The sequence below is a fragment of the Achromobacter sp. ISS7 genome, assembly GCF_056523125.1.
The window spans coordinates 4973783-4993093 of record NZ_JAWRZD010000001.1; the positions used below are offsets into that span (position 1 = coordinate 4973783).

A 19311-nucleotide genomic window follows, 5' to 3' on the forward strand; every position below is an offset into this window, starting at 1 on the left:
CCCGCGGGCCGGCCGTGTCAGGCCTTGGCAGTGGCCGGCACCGACGAGCCGCCCGTGCGCAAGAGCAGGAAGCCCGCCACCGCCGAGGCCAGCGAGCCGGTCAGGACGCCGATCTTGGTGGCGTCGACGGCCGCCGGATCGGTGAAGGCCAGCGCGCCGATGAACAGGCTCATGGTGAAGCCGATGCCGCACAGCAGGGCCACGCCGTACAGCTGGGTGAAGCTGGCGTGGCGCGGCAGGCTGGCCACGCCGGCGCGGATGGCGAGCCAGGCGAAGCCGAACACGCCCAGCTGCTTGCCCAGGAACAGGCCCAGCGCCACGCCCAGCGGCACCGGCTGCGCCAGGCTCGACAGGCCCATGCCGGCGAACGAGACGCCGGCGTTGGCGAAGCCGAACAGCGGCACGATCAGCAGGGCCACGGGCTTGTGCAGCGCGTGTTCCAGCGCATGCAGCGGCGAATGCGCGCCCGCGCGGCCCTGGTTCTGCGGACGCAGCGGAATGGTCAGCGCCAGCGCCACGCCGGCGAGCGTGGCGTGCACGCCAGACTTCAGCACGAAGTACCAGAGCACCGCGCCGATCAGCAGGTAGGGCGCCAGGCGCAGCACGCCGGCCCGGTTCAGGCAGAACAGGCAGGCCAGCAGCGCGCCGGCCATGGCCAATGCGAACAGGTTCAGCTCGGACGTATAGAACAGCGCGATGATGACGATGGCGCCCAGGTCGTCCAGGATCGCCAGCGCGGTCAGGAACACCTTCAGCGAAGTCGGCACGCGGCTGCCCAGCAGGGCCAGGATGCCGAGCGCGAAAGCGATGTCGGTGGCGGCGGGAATGGCCCAGCCGCGCAGGGTGTCGGGACTGCCCAGGTTCAGCAGCACGTAGATCAGCGCCGGCATGGCCATGCCGCCCAGCGCCGCGATGCCGGGCAGCACGATGCGGGCCGCGCCGCGCAACTGGCCGTCCAGCACCTCGCGCTTGATCTCCAGGCCGACCAGCAGGAAGAACACGGCCATCAGGCCGTCATTGATCCAGTGCAGAACGGATTCCTTGAGCATCACCGGTCCGACCTGGAAGCCCAGTTTGGTGCCAAGGATGTCGAAGTAGCCGGCCGCCAGCGGACTGTTGGCGACGATCAGGGCGACCACCGCCGCGAGCATCAGGACGTAGCCGCCGAGGGCTTCGGAACGCAGGAATGCCTGCAGGAAAGAGACGGGCCGGGACGGGGGCGAGGCCTGCAGGGTCAAGATCCACTCCTTGGGTGCTGCGATACAGCGTAAAACCTGAATTTTACCTGAATTGCAAGCGCTTCGTGGGTGGAAGGTCTTGATTTCTATAGGATTTGGTACGCACCGCAGGCGCCGGCATGACCGGGCGAGGGCCGGGTCGCGGCCTCCCGGACCTGGCGGCGCCTCAATGCCACAACAGCGCGTTCATGGCCTCGACCAGGCGGTTGCGATAACGCGGCAGCAGCGCCTGCACGCGAGCCTGGCGCTCGGTCCACTCGGCCGGTTCGGCGCCGGCGGCAATGCGCGGCGGCGCCCAGATCGGGTCGGGAAAGTGGCGGTCTCCGCGCCAGCGCGGAATCACGTGCCAGTGCAGGTGCGGCACCATGTTGCCGAGCGAGGCCAGGTTGATCTTGTCGGGCGTCAGGATCGACTGCTGCGCTTCCTCGACCACGTACACCGCGCGCATCAGCAGGTCGCGGCCGTGGGTCGACAGGCTGGTCATCTCGGCCAGGTGGGCGTTCCAGATGACGCGCGTGAAGCCGGGGTAGTCGGGGTCGTCGACCTCGATCAGGCGCAGGTGCGGCCCGCGCCACAGCAACGTGCCGCCGTCGGTCTGGCACAGCGGACAGTCGGGGTCGCGCGCGCTCAAGGCAACACCTTGCGGTATTGGATGAAGCCGGAACGGTCGGCGATGCGGTCGTACAGCTGCATCGCCGTGGCGTTGGTTTCATGGGTCAGCCAGTAGACACGGGCGCAGTTGGCGGCTGCCGCCTGCGCGTAGACGTGCTCGATCAGCTTGCGGCCGGCGCCGGTGCCGCGGGTCTCCGGGTCCACATACAGGTCCTGCAGGTAGCAGTAGTCGCCCGCCGTCCAGGTCGAGCGGTGGAAGATCCAGTGGACCATGCCGACCGCCTTGCCGCTGTCGTAGGCCAGCGCGGCGTTCACCGGCTCGGCCGGATCGAGGAAGCGGGCCCAGGTGTTGCGCGTGACGGCATCGGCGATGTCGACGCGGTAGAAGTCCTGGTAGCCCTTCCAGAGCGGCAGCCAGACATCAAAATCGGCGGCGACGACGGGGCGGATTTCAGCCGAGCTCATGGGCAAGGTCTCCTGCGGGTCAGAGTTGGTTTTCCAGGGCTTCGACGATATGCCGCAGCACTTGAAGGCGAGCGTAGCGCTTGTCGTTGGCCGAAACCAGGTGCCACGGCGCGTGCTTGACGTCGGTGCGCGCCAGCATCTCATTGGTGGCGGCGGCGTATTCCTTCCACTTGTCGCGGTTGCGCCAGTCGTCGGGCGTGATCTTGAAGTTCTTGAAGGGCGATTTCTCGCGGTCCTTGAAGCGCTCGAGCTGCACGTCGGCGGTGACGGCGAGCCAGAATTTCAGCACCAGCGCGCCGCTGCCGGCCAGTTGCGCCTCGAAGTCGTTGATCTCGGCGTAGGCGCGGCGCCAGTGGGCGGGCGGGGTGATTTTCTCGACGCGCTCGACCAGCACCCGGCCGTACCAGGAGCGGTCGAAGATGGCGATGCGCCCTTGGCGCGGCACGTGACGCCAGAAGCGCCACAGGTAGGGACGCGACAACTCGTAGCTGTTGGGCGCGGCCACCGGGGTGATGTCGAATTGGCGCGCGTCCAGCGCATGCGTGATGCGGCGGATGGCGCCGCCCTTGCCGGCGGCGTCCTGGCCTTCGAACACCAGCACCAGCGAGCGTTCCTGGAATTTCTTGGAACGGGCGGCGCGCGCCAGGCGTCCCTGCAGCAGGCCCAGTTCGGATTCGTAGTCGTCGCGATCGAGCTTGGCGTCGTAGTCGAGCTGGCCGAGGCGGTCGAGGATGCGGGCGGGGCCGGTATGGGCCACGAACGACGCCGGGATGCGCGGCACGCGGTGCTGGCGCATGGCGGCCAGCACGGCCTCGGCGGTGCGCGCGGCGCGCATGTTCTCGTCGGCGCTGGGGATCACCACCCACGGCGCATGGCCGCTGTCGGTATGGTTGATGACGACCTGGCCGCCGTTGCGGATACGGTCGTACTTCTTGTAGACCTTGAGGTCGACCGGGCTGACCTGCCACGAGGTTTCCGGGCTGGCCAGCAGCCGCTTGGCGCGTGCGCGCTGGGCGTCCGACGACAGGTGGAACCAGAGCTTGAGGATCTGCACGCCCTCGGCGGCCAGCATGGCCTCGAAGCGGCGGATGGCCACCGACTGGGCCTCGATGCTGTCCTGGTTGGGATGCTTGCGCGCCGCCTCGCGGATCAGCGGCGTGTACCAGGAGCCGAAGACGATGCCCGTGCTGCCCTTGGGCGGCAGGTCTTTCCAGTAGCGCCACATCGGCGGGCGCTCGAGCTCGTCGCCTTCCGGAGGACCATAGGCCAGCGTCTTGATGTGGCGCGGGTCCATCCATTCGTTGAGCAGGTTGACCGTGGCGCCCTTGCCGGCGCCGTCGATGCCGGCCACCACCACCAGCAGGGATTTCTCGGCCTTCTGCAGCCGCTGGTATTGCGCGTTCAGCAGCGCGACGCGCAGCTTGGCTTCCAGCGGTTTGAAGGCTTCCTTGGTCAGGACTGGGTCGGCTTCGGCTTCGGCGAACATGGACGGTTCCGTGAGATCGGCAATCTTGTGACCGGCCGATCTTGCGGGATATCCCGGCGGCGCGCAAGTGCGTCGCCGGGCGAACCCAACCGGGCTGCCGCTACAGGGCGTCGACGGGGATCTTGAGATAGCGCACGCCGTTGTCTTCCGGCGGCGGGAAGTGGCCGGCGCGGATGTTGACCTGGATGGCCGGCAGGATCAGCGTGGGCATCGACAGGGTGGCGTCGCGCCGCGTGCGCATGGCGACGAAGTCGTCTTCCGTGATGCCGTCGCGCACGTGGATGTTGGCGCGGCGCTGCTCGGCCACGGTGGTCTGCCAGGCGGCGTCGCGGCCGGCGGGCGGATAGTCGTGGCACATGTAGAGGCGGGTGTCGTCCGGCAGGCTCAGCAGCTGGCGGATGGAGCGGAACAACTGGTGGGCGTCGCCGCCGGGGAAGTCGCAGCGGGCGGTGCCGACGTCGGGCATGAAGAGGGTGTCGCCGACGAAGACGGCGTCGCCGATGCGGTAAGCCATGTCGGCGGGGGTGTGGCCGGGCACGTGCATGGCGCTGGCCGTGAGCGCGCCGATCGAGAACGTTTCGCCGTCGGCGAACAGGCGGCCGAACTGCGAGCCGTCGAGCTGGAACTGCGGTTCTAGGTTGAAGATCTTCTTGAACACGCCCTGCACGGTGCGGATGCTCTGGCCGATGGCGATGACGCCGCCCAGCTGGCGTTGCAGGTAGGGGGCGGCCGAGAGGTGGTCGGCGTGCGCGTGGGTTTCCAGCAGCCATTCGGTGCGCAGGCCGTGTTCACGGACGTAGGCGGCGACCCGGTCGGCGCTGGCGGTGCTGGTGCGGCCGGACTTGGGGTCGTAGTCCAGCACCGAGTCGATGATGGCACAGGCGCCGCCGGGCGCGGGTTCGTGCACCACGTAGGTGACGGTGGCGGTGGCCGGGTCGAAGAAGGCTTGGATCTGCGGGGTCATGGGCGGTCGCCTGGGGCGTGCGGCGGCGATGCGCGCCGAACAATATATGAATTTCAATAATATTGTTGGATAGTTTATCCGTCAATATAATGATCAAACTCCGTTCCGCCGATTGATCCTCATCAAATGCTGACTGCCCTGAACGAATGCGAAGTCGCCGCGCTGCGCGAATCCGCCTCCCAGGCCTGCGCGCTGCTCAAGGCGCTGGCCAACGAAGACCGGCTGCTGCTGCTGTGCCAACTGGTGCAGGGCGAGCGCAACGTCGGTGAACTGGAATCCCTGACCGGCATCCGCCAGCCGACCCTGTCGCAGCAACTGGGCGTGCTGCGCGACGAAGGCCTGGTGAGCACGCGGCGCCAGGGCAAGTACGTGTACTACCAACTGGCCAGCTTCGAGGTCAACCAGGTCATGAAGACGCTGTCGAGCCTGTATTGCGGCCGCGCCATGGCGGCGCTGGCGTCATGATCGACTGGGCCGCCTTCACGCCCTGGACGGCCGCCGCCGGCGGCGCGCTGATCGGCGTGGCCGCCGTGCTGCTGATGCTGGGCGCGGGCCGCATCGCGGGCATCAGCGGCATCCTGGGCGGCCTGCTGCCGCCCGATCGCCGCAGCGGCTGGCGGCTGGCGTTCCTGGTGGGGCTGTGCGTCTCGCCCTGGCTATACCGCATGGCCGCCGCCTTGCCGCCCATCACGGTGGACGCGGGCACGGGCCGGCTGATCGTTGCCGGCCTGCTGGTGGGCATCGGCACGCGCGTCGCCTCGGGCTGCACCAGCGGCCACGGCGTGTGCGGCCTGGCGCGCGGATCGCGCCGCTCGCTGGTGGCGACCGGGCTGTTCATGGCGGCCGGGTTCGTCACGGTCTACGTCGTGCGCCACGCGGTCGGAGGCTGACATGATCGCCGTATTCGCCTTCATCGCGGGACTGGTGTTCGGCCTGGGCCTGATCGTGTCCGGCATGGCCAACCCGGCCAAGGTGCTGGGCTTTCTCGATCTGGCGGGGCCGTGGGATCCGTCCTTGGCCCTGGTGATGGGCGGTGCGCTGGCCGTGACCGCCGTGGGCTTCGCGTGGTTGCGGCGGCGCGGCGCCAGCGTCTCGGGCGCACCACTGCAATGGCCCACGGCCACGCGCATCGACCCGCGCCTGGCGCTGGGCAGCCTGACGTTCGGCGCGGGCTGGGGCCTGGCCGGCTTCTGCCCGGGGCCGGCCCTGGTCGCGGCGGCGGCCGGCGTGCGCGAAGCGCTGATCTTCGTGGCCGCCATGGCGGCGGGCATGGCGCTGTTTTCGATCGTTCAACATTTCAATCGCCGGCCCCCGCGGACCGGTTCATAACCGGGAGACAAGCATGCAGACGGCAGCACAGGCGCAGCGCGATTTCGACGTGGTGGTGGTAGGGGGCGGTTCGGCGGGCATCGGCGTGACCGCCAGCCTCTTGCGCCGCCGTCCGGACCTGCGCATCGCGGTCATCGAGCCCAGCGACAAGCACTACTACCAGCCGGCCTGGACGCTGGTGGGCGGGGGCGCGTTCGACATCGCCAAGACGGTGCGGCCGACCCGCTCGGTGATGCCGGGCCGCGCCACCTGGCTGCAGGCCGCGGCGGCCGGCTTCGAGCCCGAGGCCAACCAGGTGCGGCTGGCCGACGGCAGCGCGGTCAGCTACCAGCAATTGATCGTGTGCCCGGGCCTGCGCCTGGCCTGGGACAAGGTGGACGGCCTGTCGGAAACGCTGGGCCGCAACGGCGTCAGCTCCAACTACCGCTTCGACCTGGCGCCCTACACCTGGGAACTGGTGCGCGGCCTGAAGGGCGGCAAGGCGCTGTTCACGCAACCGGCCATGCCGATCAAGTGCGCCGGCGCGCCGCAGAAGGCCATGTACCTGGCGTGCGACCACTGGCGCCGCAGCGGCGTGCTGGATCGCATTGACGTCGAATTCGACCTGGCCGGCGCGGTGCTGTTCGGCGTGCCGACCTTCGTGCCGCCGTTGATGCGCTACGTCGAAAGCTACGGCATCGGGCTGGCCTTCAATTCGGCGCTGGTGGCGGTCGATGGCCCGGCGCGCAAGGCGTGGTTCGATGTGAAGGATGCCGAGGGCGCGGTCACGCGCGTCGAGAAATCGTTCGACATGCTGCACGCGGTGCCGCCGCAGGTGCCGCACGACTTCCTGCGCCAGAGCGCGCTGGCGGACGCGGCGGGCTGGTGCGAGGTCGACCCGGCCACGCTGCGTCACGTGCGCCACGACAATATCTTCGGGCTGGGCGACGGCATCAGCACCACCAACGCCAAGACCGCGGCGGCGGCGCGCAAGCAGATCGTCACGGTGGCCGAGAACCTGCTGGCGGTGCGCGAGGGCCATGCGCTGCCGGTCACGTACGACGGCTACGGTTCCTGCCCGCTGACGGTCGAGCGCGGCCGCATCGTGCTGGCCGAGTTCGGTTATGGCGGCAAGCTGCTGCCCACCTTCCCGCTGGATCCGACCGTGCCCCGCAAGAGCGCGTGGTTCCTGAAGGCGACGATGCTGCCGTGGATCTACTGGAACGGCATGCTCAAGGGCCGCGAATGGCTGGCCCGCCCGCTGGGCAACTGAGCCCGCGGCGTCAAGCGAGGCGGTGCCGCGCCCGGGCTTTGCCGGTCCCGGGCGCGCGCCTTTCTTCTTCTTATCCTTCTTATTCGTAGGTGCGGATGTCGTCGATGACCTTGCCGTCGTTCGGCAGGGCGCCGGCCTCGGCCCATTCCACGTCGCTGCGCAGCTTGGTCACGTCGCGCACCGATTCGGCGATGCGGGCGCCCAGGTCTTCGCCGCGCACGCGCGACTCCACCCGCAGCACCATCTTGTCCGAGCCGGTGGTGCCGCTGATCACCAGCCGCGCCCGCAGGATTTCGGGATGGCGGCGCACCACGTCGGCCACCTGCGAGGGATGCACGAACATGCCGCGCACCTTGGTGGTCTGGTCGGCGCGTCCCATCCAGCCCTTGATGCGGGTGTTGGTGCGGCCGCAGGGCGAGATGCCGGGCATGACCGCCGACAGGTCGCCGGTGCCGAAGCGCACCAGCGGGTAGTCGGGGTTCAACGTGGTGACCACGACTTCGCCGACTTCGCCGTCGGGCACGGGTTCGCCGGTGCCGGGGCGCACGATTTCGACGATGATGTCCTCGCCCAGCACCAGGCCCTGGCGGGCCGGCGTCTCGAACGCGATCATGCCGAGGTCGGCGCTGCCGTAGGCCTGGTAGCCCTCGATGCCGCGCGCTGCCAGCCAGTCGCGCAGCGACGGCGGGAAGGCTTCGCCGGACACCAGGGCGCGGCGCAGCGAATCCAGTTTCACGCCGAGCTCGTCGGCCTTTTCCAGGATGATCTTCAGGAAGCTGGGCGTGCCGGTGTAGCCGCTGGGCCCCAGGTCCTGGATGGCGCGCACCTGCTGTTCGGTCTGGCCGGTGCCGCCGGGGAAGACGGTGCAGCCCACGGCGTGCGCGGCGGTCTCCATCATCGAGCCGGCCGGCGTGAAGTGGTAGGAAAAGCAGTTGTAGGCCAGTTCGCCGGCGCGGAAACCGGCGGCGTACAGCGCGCGGGCAAAGCGCCAGTAGTCGGCGCGCGCGCTTTCGGGTTCATAGATCGGGCCGGGCGAGGCGAACACGCGCATGGCCTCGCCCCAGCCGATGGCCGAGAAGCCGCCGAAGGCTTTCTGTGGCCCGGCCGGTTGCGCGGCCTGCTCGCGGCTGTGCTGCTGGCGTTCCAGCAGTTCGTGCTTGCGCAGCACCGGCAGGCGCGCCAGCGCCGCGCGCGACGTGACCGTGGCGGGGTCGATGCCGCGCAGCTGCTCGGCAATGGCCGGCGCGCCGGCGATGGCGCGGGCGATGGCGCCGGGCAGGGCCGCCATCAGCTCGCGCTCGCGTTGCTCGGGCGCTCGGGTTTCCAGGACATCGAAAAACTCGGACATGGGATCGCACCCTCTCGTGTGCCGTACTGCGGTGTCGTTGCCGGCGGCGAGCCGGACCGCGCCGGCGTCGCCGCTCCAGGGATCAGGCCAGCCAGCGCTTGCGGCGGCGGTAGAACTTGTTGTCGCGGAAACTCTTGCGCTCGCCGCTGGAAATGCCCAGGTAGAACTCTTTCACGTCCTCGTTCTGGGCCAGGTCCTTGGCGGCGCCGTCCATCATCACGCGGCCGTTTTCCAGGATGTAGCCGTAGTCGGCGTAGCGCAGCGCGATGTTGGTGTTCTGCTCGGCCAGCAGGAAGCTGACGCGCTCGCGCTGGTTCAGGTCGCGCACGATCTCGAAGATCTCCTCGACGATCTGCGGCGCCAGTCCCATGGACGGCTCGTCCAGCAGGATCATGTTGGGGTTGGCCATCAGCGCGCGGCCGATGGCGGTCATCTGTTGTTCGCCGCCCGAGGTATAGCCGGCCTGGCTGGACCGGCGCTGCTTCAGGCGCGGGAAATACTGGTAGACGCGCTCCAGCGCCGCGCTGGTGTCGCCGCGGCTGAGGTCGCGGGTGTAGGCGCCGGTCAGCAGGTTCTCTTCGATGGTGAGGTGGGCGAAGCAATGGCGGCCCTCCATCACCTGCACCACGCCGCGCTTGACCAGTTCGGCCGGCGACAGCTTCTCGATGCGCTGGTCGCGGTACTGGATGTGGCCCTTGGTGACGTCGCCGCGCTCGCCCTTGAGCAGGTTCGAGATGGCGCGCAACGTGGTGGTCTTGCCGGCGCCGTTGGCGCCCAGCAGGGCCACGATCTTGCCTTCCGGCACCTGCAGGGAAACGCCCTTGAGCACCAGGATGACGTGGTTGTAGATCACCTCGATGCCATTCACATCGAGCAGCACCTTGGGGGTGTCGGCGGTAGTAGCGGTAGTCGTTGCTGCGGTCATGGCGGTTCCTGCGGCTTGGTGGCGGCCGACGCCCTGGGGCGCCGGCCGCCGGTTCACATCAGTTCTCGCAAGTGCGGGGCGTGATGTTCTTTTCCTTGGCGTACTTCGCCGCGGCTTCCTTCACCATCGGGTCCAGCAGGGTCTTGTCGGCCTGGTACCAGTCCGAGGCGACCTTGAACTTGGCGCCGTCCCACTGCACGATGCGGGCCCAGTCGTCACCCTTGTGGTTGCTGCATGAGGTCTTGACCGGACGCATGATCTGGCCGAAACCCAGCTGGTTCAGGCGTTCCTGCGTCAGGTTCAGGTTCTCGAAGCCCCAGCGCACCTGCTCGGGGGTGAGCGCCTTGCCCTTGCCGAACTTTTCCTGCGCGGTGCGGATCGCTTCGACCTGCAGCATCGAGATCATCATGCCGCGGGTGTGGGCGATGGTGCCGAGCGTGGTCTTGCCCGTCTTGTCCGAGCCCTGACCCTTGTCGTAGACGTACTTCTTCAGATCGTCATAGACCTTGTCGTGCTCGGCGCCGCTGTTGTGCACGGTGATGGCGTTGTAGCCCTTGGCGACATCGCCCAGGTCCTTCACGTCGCCTTCGGAGCCGGCCCACCAGATCGCGTACATCTTGTCGCGCGGGTAGCCGCTGGCCTGGGCTTCGCGGATGGCGGTGGGCGTCATGATGCCCGCGCTCCACAGCAGCACGTAGGCCGGACGGGCCTGGCGGATCTGCAGCCAGGTGGACTTCTGTTCCACGCCGGGGGCGGTCACCGGATACAGCAGCAGCTCGAAGCCTTCCTTGGCGGCGCGCTTCTGCAGCAGCGGGATCGGTTCCTTGCCGTAGGGCGAGTCGTGGTAGACCAGGGCGATCTTCTTGCCCTTGAGCTTGTCCATGCCGCCTTCTTTCTTGGCGATGTCCTGGATCATCACGTCGGCGGCGGTCCAGTAGGTGCCCAGCAGCGGGAAGTTCCACTCGAACACGCTGCCGTCGACCGATTGCGACAGGCCGTAGCCCATCGTCTCGACCGGCACCTTGTCGACCATGGCCTTGTCGCTGACCGCGAAGGTGATGCCGGTCGATTGCGTGTCGAAGCCGGACGCGCCGGTGCCCTTGCCCTTCAGGCGCTCGTAGCACTCCACGCCGCGGTCGGTGGCATAGGCGGTTTCGCATTCCTCGTAGGTGATCTTGACGCCGTTGACGCCGCCGTCGCGCTCGTTGACCAGCTTCAGGTAGTCGAGCTTGCCGTCGGCCCAGGGAATGCCCAGCGGCGCGAACGACCCGGTCCGATACACCAGCAACGGAACGAACTGCTCTTCCGCCGCCATTGCCGGCGTGGCCACGGCGCCGATGGCGCCGGCTGCGGCCACCAAGGCTGCCGCCAACTTCAGGTTAAGACGCTTCATCTCCATTTACCTCCTGCGTGGTGTTTGGGTCATAAACCCTCGGACACCGGGGTTGGCCCGGTCTTGAGCCGGGTATTCAGGATGTGGGCCACGGCGCTCGTGCCGCCGGGGCCCGCAGAAATCAATGCGAAATCAATGGGGGAAAGGCCAGATGCGGAGTTTTTCCTTGCCGATGCTCCATAGCCGCGCCAGCCCGTGCGGCTCGGCGATCAGGAAGAACACGATCAGCGCGCCGAACACCATGTGCTCGATGTGCGCGGCCGTGTCCACCGACAGCGGCAGGCCCAGCATGTGCGGCACGTTGGACAGCGCCACCGGCACCAGCACGATGAACGCCGCGCCGAAGAAGCTGCCGATGATGGAACCGAGGCCGCCGATGATGACCATGAACAGCAGCTGGAACGAGCGGGTCAGGTCGAAGGCCAGTGGTTCCCACGAACCCAGGTGGATGTAGCCCCACAGCGCGCCGGCCACGCCGACGATGAACGAGCTGACCGCGAACGCGGTGAGCTTGGCGTACATCGGGCGGATGCCGATGACCGAGGCGGCCACGTCCATGTCGCGGATCGCCATCCACTGGCGGCCGATGGCGCCGCGCACCAGGTTCTTGGCCAGCAGGCTGAAGATCACCACCAGGATCAGCACGAACAGGTACTTTTCCAGCGCGCTCTGCACCGGCAGGCCGAAGGCGGTCAGCGGCGGCACCGAGACGTTGCCCGACGACGAGTAGTTGGTGAAGAAGGGAATGCGCAGGAACGCCCAGTCGACGAAGAACTGCGCCGCCAGCGTGGCCACGGCCAGGTACAGGCCGCGGATGCGCAGGCTGGGAATGCCGAAGATGACGCCGACGAGAGTGGCGAAGCAGCCGCCCAGCAGGATCTGGATGATCAGCGGCATGCCGGGAAAGCGCACGCCGAAGTTCCAGGCGGCATACGCGCCCACCGCCATGAAGGCCCCCGTGCCCAGCGAGATCTGGCCGCAATAGCCCACCAGGATGTTCAGGCCGACCGCGGCCAGCGACAGGATCAGGAACGGGATCAGGATGGCGCGCAGCAGGTAGTCGCTGGACAGCGCCGGGACGGCGATGAACGCCACCGCCAGCAGCAGCCAGATGAAGACGCGGTCCTGGCGGATCGGGAAGATCTGCTGGTCGGCGCGATAGCTGGTCTTGAATTGGCCGTTTTCGCGATAGAACATGTTTTTATCCTAGAAGGCCGGGGTTCAGACGCGGTCGATGATCTTCTCGCCGAACAGCCCTTGCGGACGGAACAGCAGGAACACCAGCGCCAGCACATAGGCGAACCAGATTTCGATGCCGCCACCCACCAGCGACCCCAGGTAGACCTCGGACAGCTTTTCGCCCACGCCGATGATCAGGCCGCCCAGGATGGCGCCCGGCACCGAGGTCAGGCCGCCCAGGATCACCACCGGCAGCGCCCGCAGCGCCGCGGTCGAGAGCGTGAACTGCACGCCGAACTTGGATCCCCAGATGATGCCGGCCACCAACGCCACCAGGCCGGCGACGCTCCAGACGATGACCCAGATGCGGTTCAGCGGAATGCCGATGGACTGCGCCGCCTGGTGGTCGTCCGCCACGGCGCGCAGGGCGCGGCCGGTGGAGGTGAACTGGAAGAACAGCGCCAGCGCCGCCACCAACAATGCGGCGATGACCGCGGCGGTCAGGTCTTCGAGGTTGATGAGCAAGCCGCCTTCGAACACCGAGTCCAGGATCATCAACGGGTCTTTCGGCATGCCGACGTTGATGGAATAGACCGAGCTGCCGAACGAGATCTGGCCCAGGCCGTCGAGGAAATAGCTGATGCCCAGCGTGGCCATGAGCAGCGTGGTGGCTTCCTGGTTGACCAGGTGGCGCAGCACGAAGCGCTCGATCGCCACCGCCAGCAGGAACATCACGATGGCGCTGACGATGAACGCCAGCACGTTGGCCAGGATCATGTTTTCGAAGCCGAACCAGCGCGGTATCCACTCCGAAAAGCGCGCCATCGACAACGCCGCCACCAGCACCATGGCGCCCTGGGCGAAGTTGAACACGCCCGATGCCTTGAAGATCAGCACGAAGCCCAGGCCGATCAGGGCATACAGCATGCCGCTCATCAGGCCGCCGAATAAGGTTTCCAGAAAAAATCCCATGTCTCGTCCGCCTTAGTGCGACACGCCGAGGTAGGCGCGGATGACGTCTTCGTTGGCGCGCACCTCATCGGGCTTGCCGTCGCCGATCTTCTTGCCGTAGTCCAGCACCACCACGCGGTCGGAGATGTCCATGACCACGCCCATGTCGTGCTCGATCAGCACGATGGTGGTGCCGAATTCGTCGTTCACGTCGAGGATGAAGCGGCTCATGTCCTGCTTTTCCTCGATGTTCATGCCGGCCATCGGCTCGTCCAGCAGCAGCAGGCGCGGCTCCATGGCCAGCGCGCGGCCCAGGTCGACGCGCTTTTGCAGGCCGTAGGGCAGGCGCCCCACGGGCGTCTTGCGATACGCCTGGATTTCCAGGAAGTCGATGATGTTCTCGACGAACTGGCGGTGCTCGATCTCTTCGCGTTCGGCGGCGCCCAGGCGGAAGGCCTGCGCCAGCAGTCCGCACTTCATGCGCAGGTTGCGGCCGGTCATGATGTTGTCCAGCACGCTCATGCCCTTGAACAGGGCCAGGTTCTGGAAGGTGCGGGCGATGCCCATTTCGGCGGCGCGGCGCGGATTCATGCGCGAGAAACGCTCGCCGCGGAATGCGATGCCGCCCTGCTGCGGGGTGTAGACGCCGTTGATGACGTTCAACATCGAACTCTTGCCCGCGCCGTTGGGGCCGATGATGGCGCGGATCTCGTGCTCGCGCACATTGAAGGAAATGTCCGTCAGCGCCTTGACGCCGCCGAAGGACAGCGAGATGTTCTGCATGTCCAGCATCACGTCGCCGATGCGCTGGTCGCGGTCGTTGTTGCTCATGGTCTCTACGCGGCTCGGGCGGTGATGGCGGGGAACGTCTTGACCGGGCGGATCCTGAGGTCGGCGGAGATCTTGCCGCTGCGGCCGTCCTCGAACTTCACTTCGGTCTCGATGAATTGGGATTGCTTGCCTTCGAACAGGGCGTCGATCAGCACGCCGTACTTCTGCGCGATGAAGGCGCGCCGCACCTTGCGGGTGCGCGTCAGTTCGTCGTCATCGGGATCCAGTTCCTTGTGCAGGATCAGGAAGCGGCTGATCTGCGAGGCCGACAGCTTCGGATCGGTGGCCAGGTCGGCATTGACCTGTTCGACGCAATCGGCGATGAGCTGGTAGACCTCGTCCTTGCCCGCCAGGTCGGTATAGCCGGCGTAGGGCAGGCCGCGGCGCTCGGCCCAGTTGCCCACGGCTTCCAGGTCGATGTTGATGAAGGCGCAAACGTCCTGGCGGCCGGCGCCGAACGCTACCGCCTCCTTGATGTGCGGGAAGAACTTGAGCTTGTTCTCCAGGTACTTGGGCGCGAACAGGCTGCCGTCGGCCAGTTTGCCGACGTCCTTGGCGCGGTCGATGATCTTGAGCTGGCCATCGGTGTCCAGGTAGCCCGCGTCGCCCGTGTGGAACCAGCCGTCGGCGCTGCGCGCCTCCTGCGTGGCATCGGGGTTGCGGTAGTACTCCTTGAACAGGCCCGGGCTCTTGACCAGGATCTCGCCGTTGTCGGCCACGCGGATCTCGACGCCGGGCACGGGCGGGCCGACCGTGTCGTCGCGCACCTGGCCGTCCGGCTGCACGCAGACGAACACCGAGGTCTCGGTGGAGCCGTAGAGCTGCTTGAGGTTGATGCCGATGGAGCGGTAGAACACGAACAGGTCGGGGCCGATGGCCTCGCCCGCGGTGTAGGCCACGCGCACGCGGCTCATGCCCAGCGCATTGCGCAGCGGCCCGTAGATCATCACGTTGCCCAGCGCGTAGCGCAGGCGGTCCCAGGCGTTGACGGATTCGCCGTCCAGGATGCGGGTGCCGACGCGGCGCGCCAGCTTCATGCAGGCATGGAACAGCTTGCGCTTGAGATAGCCGGCGTCTTCCATGCGGATCATCACATGGGTCAGCAGGCCTTCCAGTACGCGCGGCGGCGCGAAGTAGTAGGTGGGCCCGATGTCGCGCATGTCGATCGAGACCGTGTCGGGCGACTCCGGATGGTTCACGGTGAAGCCCGTGACCAACAGCTGCGTGTACGAGAACATGTTCTGCCCGATCCAGGCCGGCGGCAGGTAGGCCAGCACGTCCTCGTGGTCGGTCAGCTTCTCCATTTCGGAAACGGCGCGGGCGCGGTCGATCAGCGCATGGTGCGTCAGCACCACGCCCTTGGGCTTGCCGGTGGTGCCCGAGGTATAGAACATCGCGGCGGCGTCGTGCGGCTGCACCGCGGCCACGGCGCGGGCGAAGAAGTCGGGATGCTGCGCGGCGTAGCCGCGGCCGATCTCTTCGAGCTGGTCGTACGACAGCAGCATCGCATCGGCGTAGTGCCGCAGGCCGCGCGGGTCGTCGTAGACCACGTGCTTGAGCGCGGGGCATTGCTCGCGCACTTCCAGCATCTTGTCGACCTGTTCCTGGTCCTCTACCACCGCGACGCTGATCTCGGCGTCCTGCAGCACGTAGACCATTTCCTGGGCCACGGCGTCCTGGTAGAGCGGCACGGGGATCGCGCCGAGCGATTGCGCGGCCATCATGGCCATGTACAGGCGCGGGCGGTTCTCGCCGATCACGGCCACGTGCATGCCGGGCTGGATGCCCAATGACGCGAGCCCGTGGGCGACCTGGCGCACGTGCTCCGCCACATCGGCCCAGGTAAGGGTTTGCCAGATACCCAGGTCTTTCTCACGTATCGCGGGCCGCGACCCGCGTACGTCGGCATGCGCGAACAGCAGCGCCGGAAAAGTATCCAGCGCCGCCGGCATCTGTGCGGATGCGGGCGAAGAATGTGCCACGTTGTCTCCTCCGGTTTGGGCGCATCGGACCCGCAGCCACGAAACGCGGCGCACGAGCGGTTGCGCTTGACCAGTTGGTTTTAGATTTACGGCAGGAGTTAAGGTATAAGGTTGGGTTGCTACCAACTGTCACCATCGCGACATTCAAGGAACTTTTAGGGTATTCCCGATGCAGCTATCCGACTCCCTGCAACTTGCCGCGGCCTGGTTTCGCGTACTCGACGGCGAGCAGCAAGCGCGCGTCGAACGAGACCTGTCCGTGCAGCAAGCCGCCGCCGGGTCGATCATAGAGCGCAAAGGCGAACTCGCCCAGGCATGGATCGGCGTGCTGGCCGGCCTGGTGAAGGTGTCGGTGGGCAATGCCGAGGGCAAGGTCGCGTCGCTGACGGGCGTGCCCGCCGGCGGCTGGATCGGCGAGGGCTCGCTGCTCAAGCGCGAAGTCCGCAAGTACGACATCGTGGCGCTGCGCGATTCCGTCGTCGCGCGCCTGCCGGCCGCCACCTTCGATTGGCTGCTGGACACCAGCATCCCCTTCAACCGCTACCTGCTGCACCAGCTGAACGAGCGCGTCGCCCAGTTCATCGGCAAGGCCGAGTACGACCGCCTGCTGGATCCGGACGCGCGCGTGGCCCGCTGCCTGGCGGAACTGTTCAACCCGCTGCTGTACCCCGGCATGGGCATGCGCCTGACCATCACGCAGGAAGAGGTCGGCTACCTGGCGCGGGTCTCGCGCCAGCGCGCCAACCAGGCGCTGCGCAAGCTGGAAGAGGCGGGCCTGCTGAACGTCGAATACGGCGCGGTGCGGGTGCTGGACCTGGACGGGCTGAAACTGTACGGCTCCGACCGCGGCGCGCTGGAAGGCGAACACGCCGCCTGATGGCGGCCGAGGCGCCGGCGCCAGCCTGGGTCGCGAGGGCGCGGCGCCCAGATCGAGACCCAGGCCCCCGGGTACTTGGCCTGATCCCCGGTACCTTCGACGGCCCCGTCCTTCCTGCCGCGGCGCAGCACGCGCAGGAACGCCAACCGTCCAGCAACCATGGCGGATACAAAAGTCGGAGAAAAAAGTGCTTGACGATAAATAGCGCGCTATTTAATATTGCGCAATGAAATCCAGATCCCAGCCCAAAAGCGCGTTCAACCCGCTGCTGCTAGACAGCCAGCTGTGCTTCGCCCTGTACTCGACCTCGCTGGCGATGAACAAGGTGTACCGCAAGCTGCTGCGCGGCCTGGATCTGACGTACCCGCAGTATCTGGTCATGCTGGTGCTGTGGGAGCGCGACGAAGTCACGGTCACCGACATCGGCGAACGCCTGTTCCTGGATTCCGCCACCCTCACGCCCCTGCTCAAGCGGCTCGAGGCGGCGGGCCTGGTCACCCGCGCCCGGGCCCAGCAGGACGAGCGCCAGGTCATCGTCACCCTGACAAAGCAGGGCCGCAACCTGCGCGAACAGGCCGAGGCCGTGCCGCACGCCATCGCCGCCGCGGCCCAGTGCTCGCTCGACGAAGTGCAGGGCACCATGCGCGCGTTGCACGAATTGCGGGAAAAGCTGGTCAGCAGTCTTTGATTGTTAGTGTTTGAGGTGGATGATGGCAGGTGCTGTCATCCCCGCTTAAAGATAGTGCGCTATGAAATTGTGTGCTATTTAATTAGTAAGGGCCGCAGCGGGAAAGGTCCCGCCAGCCCGGCAGTCCAACCTTCATCCAAAAGGAAAGCACCATGTCGATCGAAAAAGTCCTGTACCGCGCCCAAGCCCACGTCACCGGCGGCCGTGAAGGCACCGGCGTCTCCAGCGACGGCAACCTGAACGTCAAGCTGACCACCCCGAAGGAACTGGGCGGCGCCGGCGCCGCGGGCACCAACCCCGAGCAACTGTTCGCCGTGGGCTACTCGGCCTGCTTCATGGGCGCCATGAAGTTCGTCGCCGGCCGCGACAAGATCGCCATGCCCGCCAACGCCACCATCGACGGCTCGGTCGGCATCGGCCCCATCCCCACCGGTTTCGGCATCGAAGCCGAACTGAAGATCTCGCTGCCCGGCATGGACCGCGCCGAAGCCGAAAAGCTCGTCGCCGCCGCCCACATCGTCTGCCCCTACTCGAACGCCACCCGCGGCAACATCGACGTCACCCTGACCATCACCGTCTAAGCAAAGCGCGCGTTCCGCGCGCAAAAAGCAAAGGCAGGATTGCACCCAGTGCAATCCTGCCTTTTTTTCATCCGCATCACTCCAAGAGCAGGCGACCCACCAACCCGCTCTCCATCGGCGCGCAGCGTCATCCGCCAACGCAAAAACACCCTGTAAGCCCAAAAAGGCCGCCCGCGCGGCCGCCTTTGGGCGGGCCCCGCAAGATCTTTGGCGATAAGCTAGCGCGTCAACAGAACGCCAAGCACACAACCCACCCCAGCAACGCAGGCACCAACGTAATCGCGAGCACGGCGGGGCGGCGGCCGGTGGCGGGCGGGGCGTGTAGATGCGCCCGAGGGAATCTGAAGGAACAGCCGCAGGCTGTGACGAAGATGACGAAGGGGGGGGCCGCCGAGGCTAGTCCGGAGCGAACGCTCCGGACCGCAATCGTAGCCCCGCCCGCCGCCCCGCCGTGCGTCTCAAGAACTCAACAACCCGCCAGCAAAGTCAGTGCGACCCCCCAAGATAAGCCGCCACCACAGCCGGATCATGCTTCAACTTCTCCGCACTCCCATGCACCGAGATCCGCCCGTTCTCCAACACATACCCATAATCAGCCACATTCAACGCCGCCGCCGCAAACTGCTCGACCAGCAACATCGTCACCCCTTCATCCTTGAGCCGCGCAATGATCCGGAAAACCTCTTCCACCAGGATCGGCGCCAACCCCATCGACGGCTCATCCAGGAGCACCAGCTCCGGATTCAGCATCACCGCCCGCGCCATCGCCAGCATCTGCTGCTCGCCGCCGGACAGCGTTCCCGCCAACTGCTCGCGCCGCTCCTTCAGGCGAGGGAACAGATCCATCGCCCGTCCCAGATCCGCCTGCACGTCGCCCTTGGGCCGGCTCCCCGTCAAGCGCGGAAACGCGCCCAACAGCAGATTGTCGGTGACGGACAGCGTCGGAAACACCCGCCGCCCTTCCGGCGAATGCGCCAGCCCCAGACGCGCGATCCGATGCGATTCCAGCCCGTCGATGCGCTTGCCGCCCAGCGTGACCTCGCCCGCGGTCGGCCGGATCATCCCCGACAGCGCCCGCATCGTCGTCGTCTTGCCGGCTCCATTCGAGCCGATCAACGTCACCACCTTGGCCTTCGGGACCTCCATGCTGATGCCGTGCAGCACCTTCACCTTCCCGTAGCCCGCTTCCAGATTCTTGATCGATAGCATG

At 67.0% G+C, this 19311-nt stretch carries 20 protein-coding genes; 7 read left to right on the forward strand and 13 right to left on the reverse strand.

Features of this window, described 5'->3' with window-relative positions; translation table 11 throughout:
- Positions 1–17: 17 nt before the first annotated feature.
- The 5 genes from nhaA to AC1HFW_RS22575 form a co-directional block, all read right to left on the reverse strand.
- On the reverse strand, positions 18–1238 hold the full coding sequence (gene nhaA, locus AC1HFW_RS22555; RefSeq protein WP_479285272.1) for a Na+/H+ antiporter NhaA: 1221 nt from the start codon (positions 1236–1238) through the stop codon (positions 18–20).
- 166 nt (positions 1239–1404) lie between these two features.
- The gene (locus tag AC1HFW_RS22560; RefSeq protein WP_479285273.1) at positions 1405–1869 is read right to left on the reverse strand and encodes an HIT family protein; all 465 of its coding nucleotides are present in this window, start codon (positions 1867–1869) and stop codon (positions 1405–1407) included.
- Positions 1866–2315, reverse strand: a complete 450-nt coding sequence (locus tag AC1HFW_RS22565; RefSeq protein WP_061073024.1) for a GNAT family N-acetyltransferase — start codon at positions 2313–2315, stop codon at positions 1866–1868. The genes AC1HFW_RS22560 and AC1HFW_RS22565 overlap by 4 nt, the downstream gene beginning before the upstream one ends.
- A gap of 19 nt (positions 2316–2334) precedes the next feature.
- Positions 2335–3801 (reverse strand): polyphosphate:AMP phosphotransferase, encoded by a 1467-nt coding sequence (gene pap, locus AC1HFW_RS22570; protein ID WP_479285274.1) that lies wholly within the window; start codon positions 3799–3801, stop codon positions 2335–2337.
- A gap of 100 nt (positions 3802–3901) precedes the next feature.
- Complete coding sequence (locus tag AC1HFW_RS22575; RefSeq protein WP_198486353.1) at positions 3902–4765, reverse strand: MBL fold metallo-hydrolase; 864 nt, start codon at positions 4763–4765, stop codon at positions 3902–3904.
- Positions 4766–4891: 126 nt separating this feature from the next.
- On the opposite strand from AC1HFW_RS22575, the gene AC1HFW_RS22580 reads away from it, so the two are divergent.
- From AC1HFW_RS22580 to AC1HFW_RS22595, 4 genes are read left to right on the forward strand one after another with little or no spacing between them, the layout of a single operon-like run.
- The gene (locus tag AC1HFW_RS22580; RefSeq protein ID WP_006391860.1) at positions 4892–5230 is read left to right on the forward strand and encodes an ArsR/SmtB family transcription factor; all 339 of its coding nucleotides are present in this window, start codon (positions 4892–4894) and stop codon (positions 5228–5230) included.
- Entirely contained in the window at positions 5227–5655 is a 429-nt protein-coding gene (locus tag AC1HFW_RS22585; RefSeq protein ID WP_061073027.1) for a YeeE/YedE family protein, read from the forward strand. Before AC1HFW_RS22580 ends, AC1HFW_RS22585 begins: the two co-directional genes overlap by 4 nt.
- Before the next feature lies 1 nt (position 5656).
- Positions 5657–6094: a YeeE/YedE family protein gene (locus AC1HFW_RS22590; RefSeq protein ID WP_061073028.1), complete on the forward strand. Its 438-nt coding sequence runs from the start codon at positions 5657–5659 to the stop codon at positions 6092–6094.
- A 13-nt stretch (positions 6095–6107) separates the two neighbouring features.
- Positions 6108–7346, forward strand: a complete 1239-nt coding sequence (locus AC1HFW_RS22595; RefSeq protein WP_479285275.1) for an NAD(P)/FAD-dependent oxidoreductase — start codon at positions 6108–6110, stop codon at positions 7344–7346.
- A gap of 79 nt (positions 7347–7425) precedes the next feature.
- Here AC1HFW_RS22595 and AC1HFW_RS22600 read toward each other — a convergent pair whose 3' ends face one another.
- The 7 genes from AC1HFW_RS22600 to AC1HFW_RS22630 all read right to left on the reverse strand — a co-directional run bounded on the left by AC1HFW_RS22600 (position 7426) and on the right by AC1HFW_RS22630 (position 15955).
- On the reverse strand, positions 7426–8694 hold the full coding sequence (locus AC1HFW_RS22600) for a phenylacetate--CoA ligase family protein (protein WP_241068497.1): 1269 nt from the start codon (positions 8692–8694) through the stop codon (positions 7426–7428).
- An 82-nt stretch (positions 8695–8776) separates the two neighbouring features.
- Complete coding sequence (locus tag AC1HFW_RS22605) at positions 8777–9619, reverse strand: ABC transporter ATP-binding protein (protein ID WP_116521873.1); 843 nt, start codon at positions 9617–9619, stop codon at positions 8777–8779.
- A gap of 58 nt (positions 9620–9677) precedes the next feature.
- On the reverse strand, positions 9678–11018 hold the full coding sequence (locus AC1HFW_RS22610) for an ABC transporter substrate-binding protein (RefSeq protein WP_081105123.1): 1341 nt from the start codon (positions 11016–11018) through the stop codon (positions 9678–9680).
- 126 nt (positions 11019–11144) lie between these two features.
- The gene (locus AC1HFW_RS22615; protein WP_241074656.1) at positions 11145–12209 is read right to left on the reverse strand and encodes a branched-chain amino acid ABC transporter permease; all 1065 of its coding nucleotides are present in this window, start codon (positions 12207–12209) and stop codon (positions 11145–11147) included.
- Between the two features lie 24 nt (positions 12210–12233).
- Complete coding sequence (locus AC1HFW_RS22620; protein ID WP_006391852.1) at positions 12234–13163, reverse strand: branched-chain amino acid ABC transporter permease; 930 nt, start codon at positions 13161–13163, stop codon at positions 12234–12236.
- 12 nt (positions 13164–13175) lie between these two features.
- On the reverse strand, positions 13176–13973 hold the full coding sequence (locus tag AC1HFW_RS22625; protein ID WP_054474474.1) for an ABC transporter ATP-binding protein: 798 nt from the start codon (positions 13971–13973) through the stop codon (positions 13176–13178).
- 5 nt (positions 13974–13978) lie between these two features.
- Positions 13979–15955, reverse strand: coding sequence for an AMP-dependent synthetase/ligase (locus tag AC1HFW_RS22630; protein ID WP_241068495.1), 1977 nt, complete (start codon positions 15953–15955; stop codon positions 13979–13981).
- Between the two features lie 169 nt (positions 15956–16124).
- Between AC1HFW_RS22630 and AC1HFW_RS22635 the strand changes: the two genes are divergently transcribed.
- The 3 genes from AC1HFW_RS22635 to AC1HFW_RS22645 all read left to right on the forward strand — a co-directional run bounded on the left by AC1HFW_RS22635 (position 16125) and on the right by AC1HFW_RS22645 (position 18101).
- The gene (locus tag AC1HFW_RS22635; RefSeq protein WP_006391849.1) at positions 16125–16832 is read left to right on the forward strand and encodes a Crp/Fnr family transcriptional regulator; all 708 of its coding nucleotides are present in this window, start codon (positions 16125–16127) and stop codon (positions 16830–16832) included.
- Positions 16833–17058: 226 nt separating this feature from the next.
- Complete coding sequence (locus AC1HFW_RS22640; RefSeq protein WP_061073032.1) at positions 17059–17520, forward strand: MarR family winged helix-turn-helix transcriptional regulator; 462 nt, start codon at positions 17059–17061, stop codon at positions 17518–17520.
- Between the two features lie 152 nt (positions 17521–17672).
- Positions 17673–18101 carry an organic hydroperoxide resistance protein gene (locus tag AC1HFW_RS22645; RefSeq protein ID WP_006391847.1) on the forward strand — a complete coding sequence of 143 codons (429 nt, stop codon included), beginning with the start codon at positions 17673–17675 and terminating at the stop codon, positions 18099–18101.
- 486 nt (positions 18102–18587) lie between these two features.
- Here the strand turns inward: AC1HFW_RS22645 and AC1HFW_RS22650 are convergent, their stop codons facing one another.
- On the reverse strand, positions 18588–19310 hold the full coding sequence (locus tag AC1HFW_RS22650; RefSeq protein WP_006389839.1) for an ABC transporter ATP-binding protein: 723 nt from the start codon (positions 19308–19310) through the stop codon (positions 18588–18590).
- Position 19311: the final 1 nt, after the last annotated feature.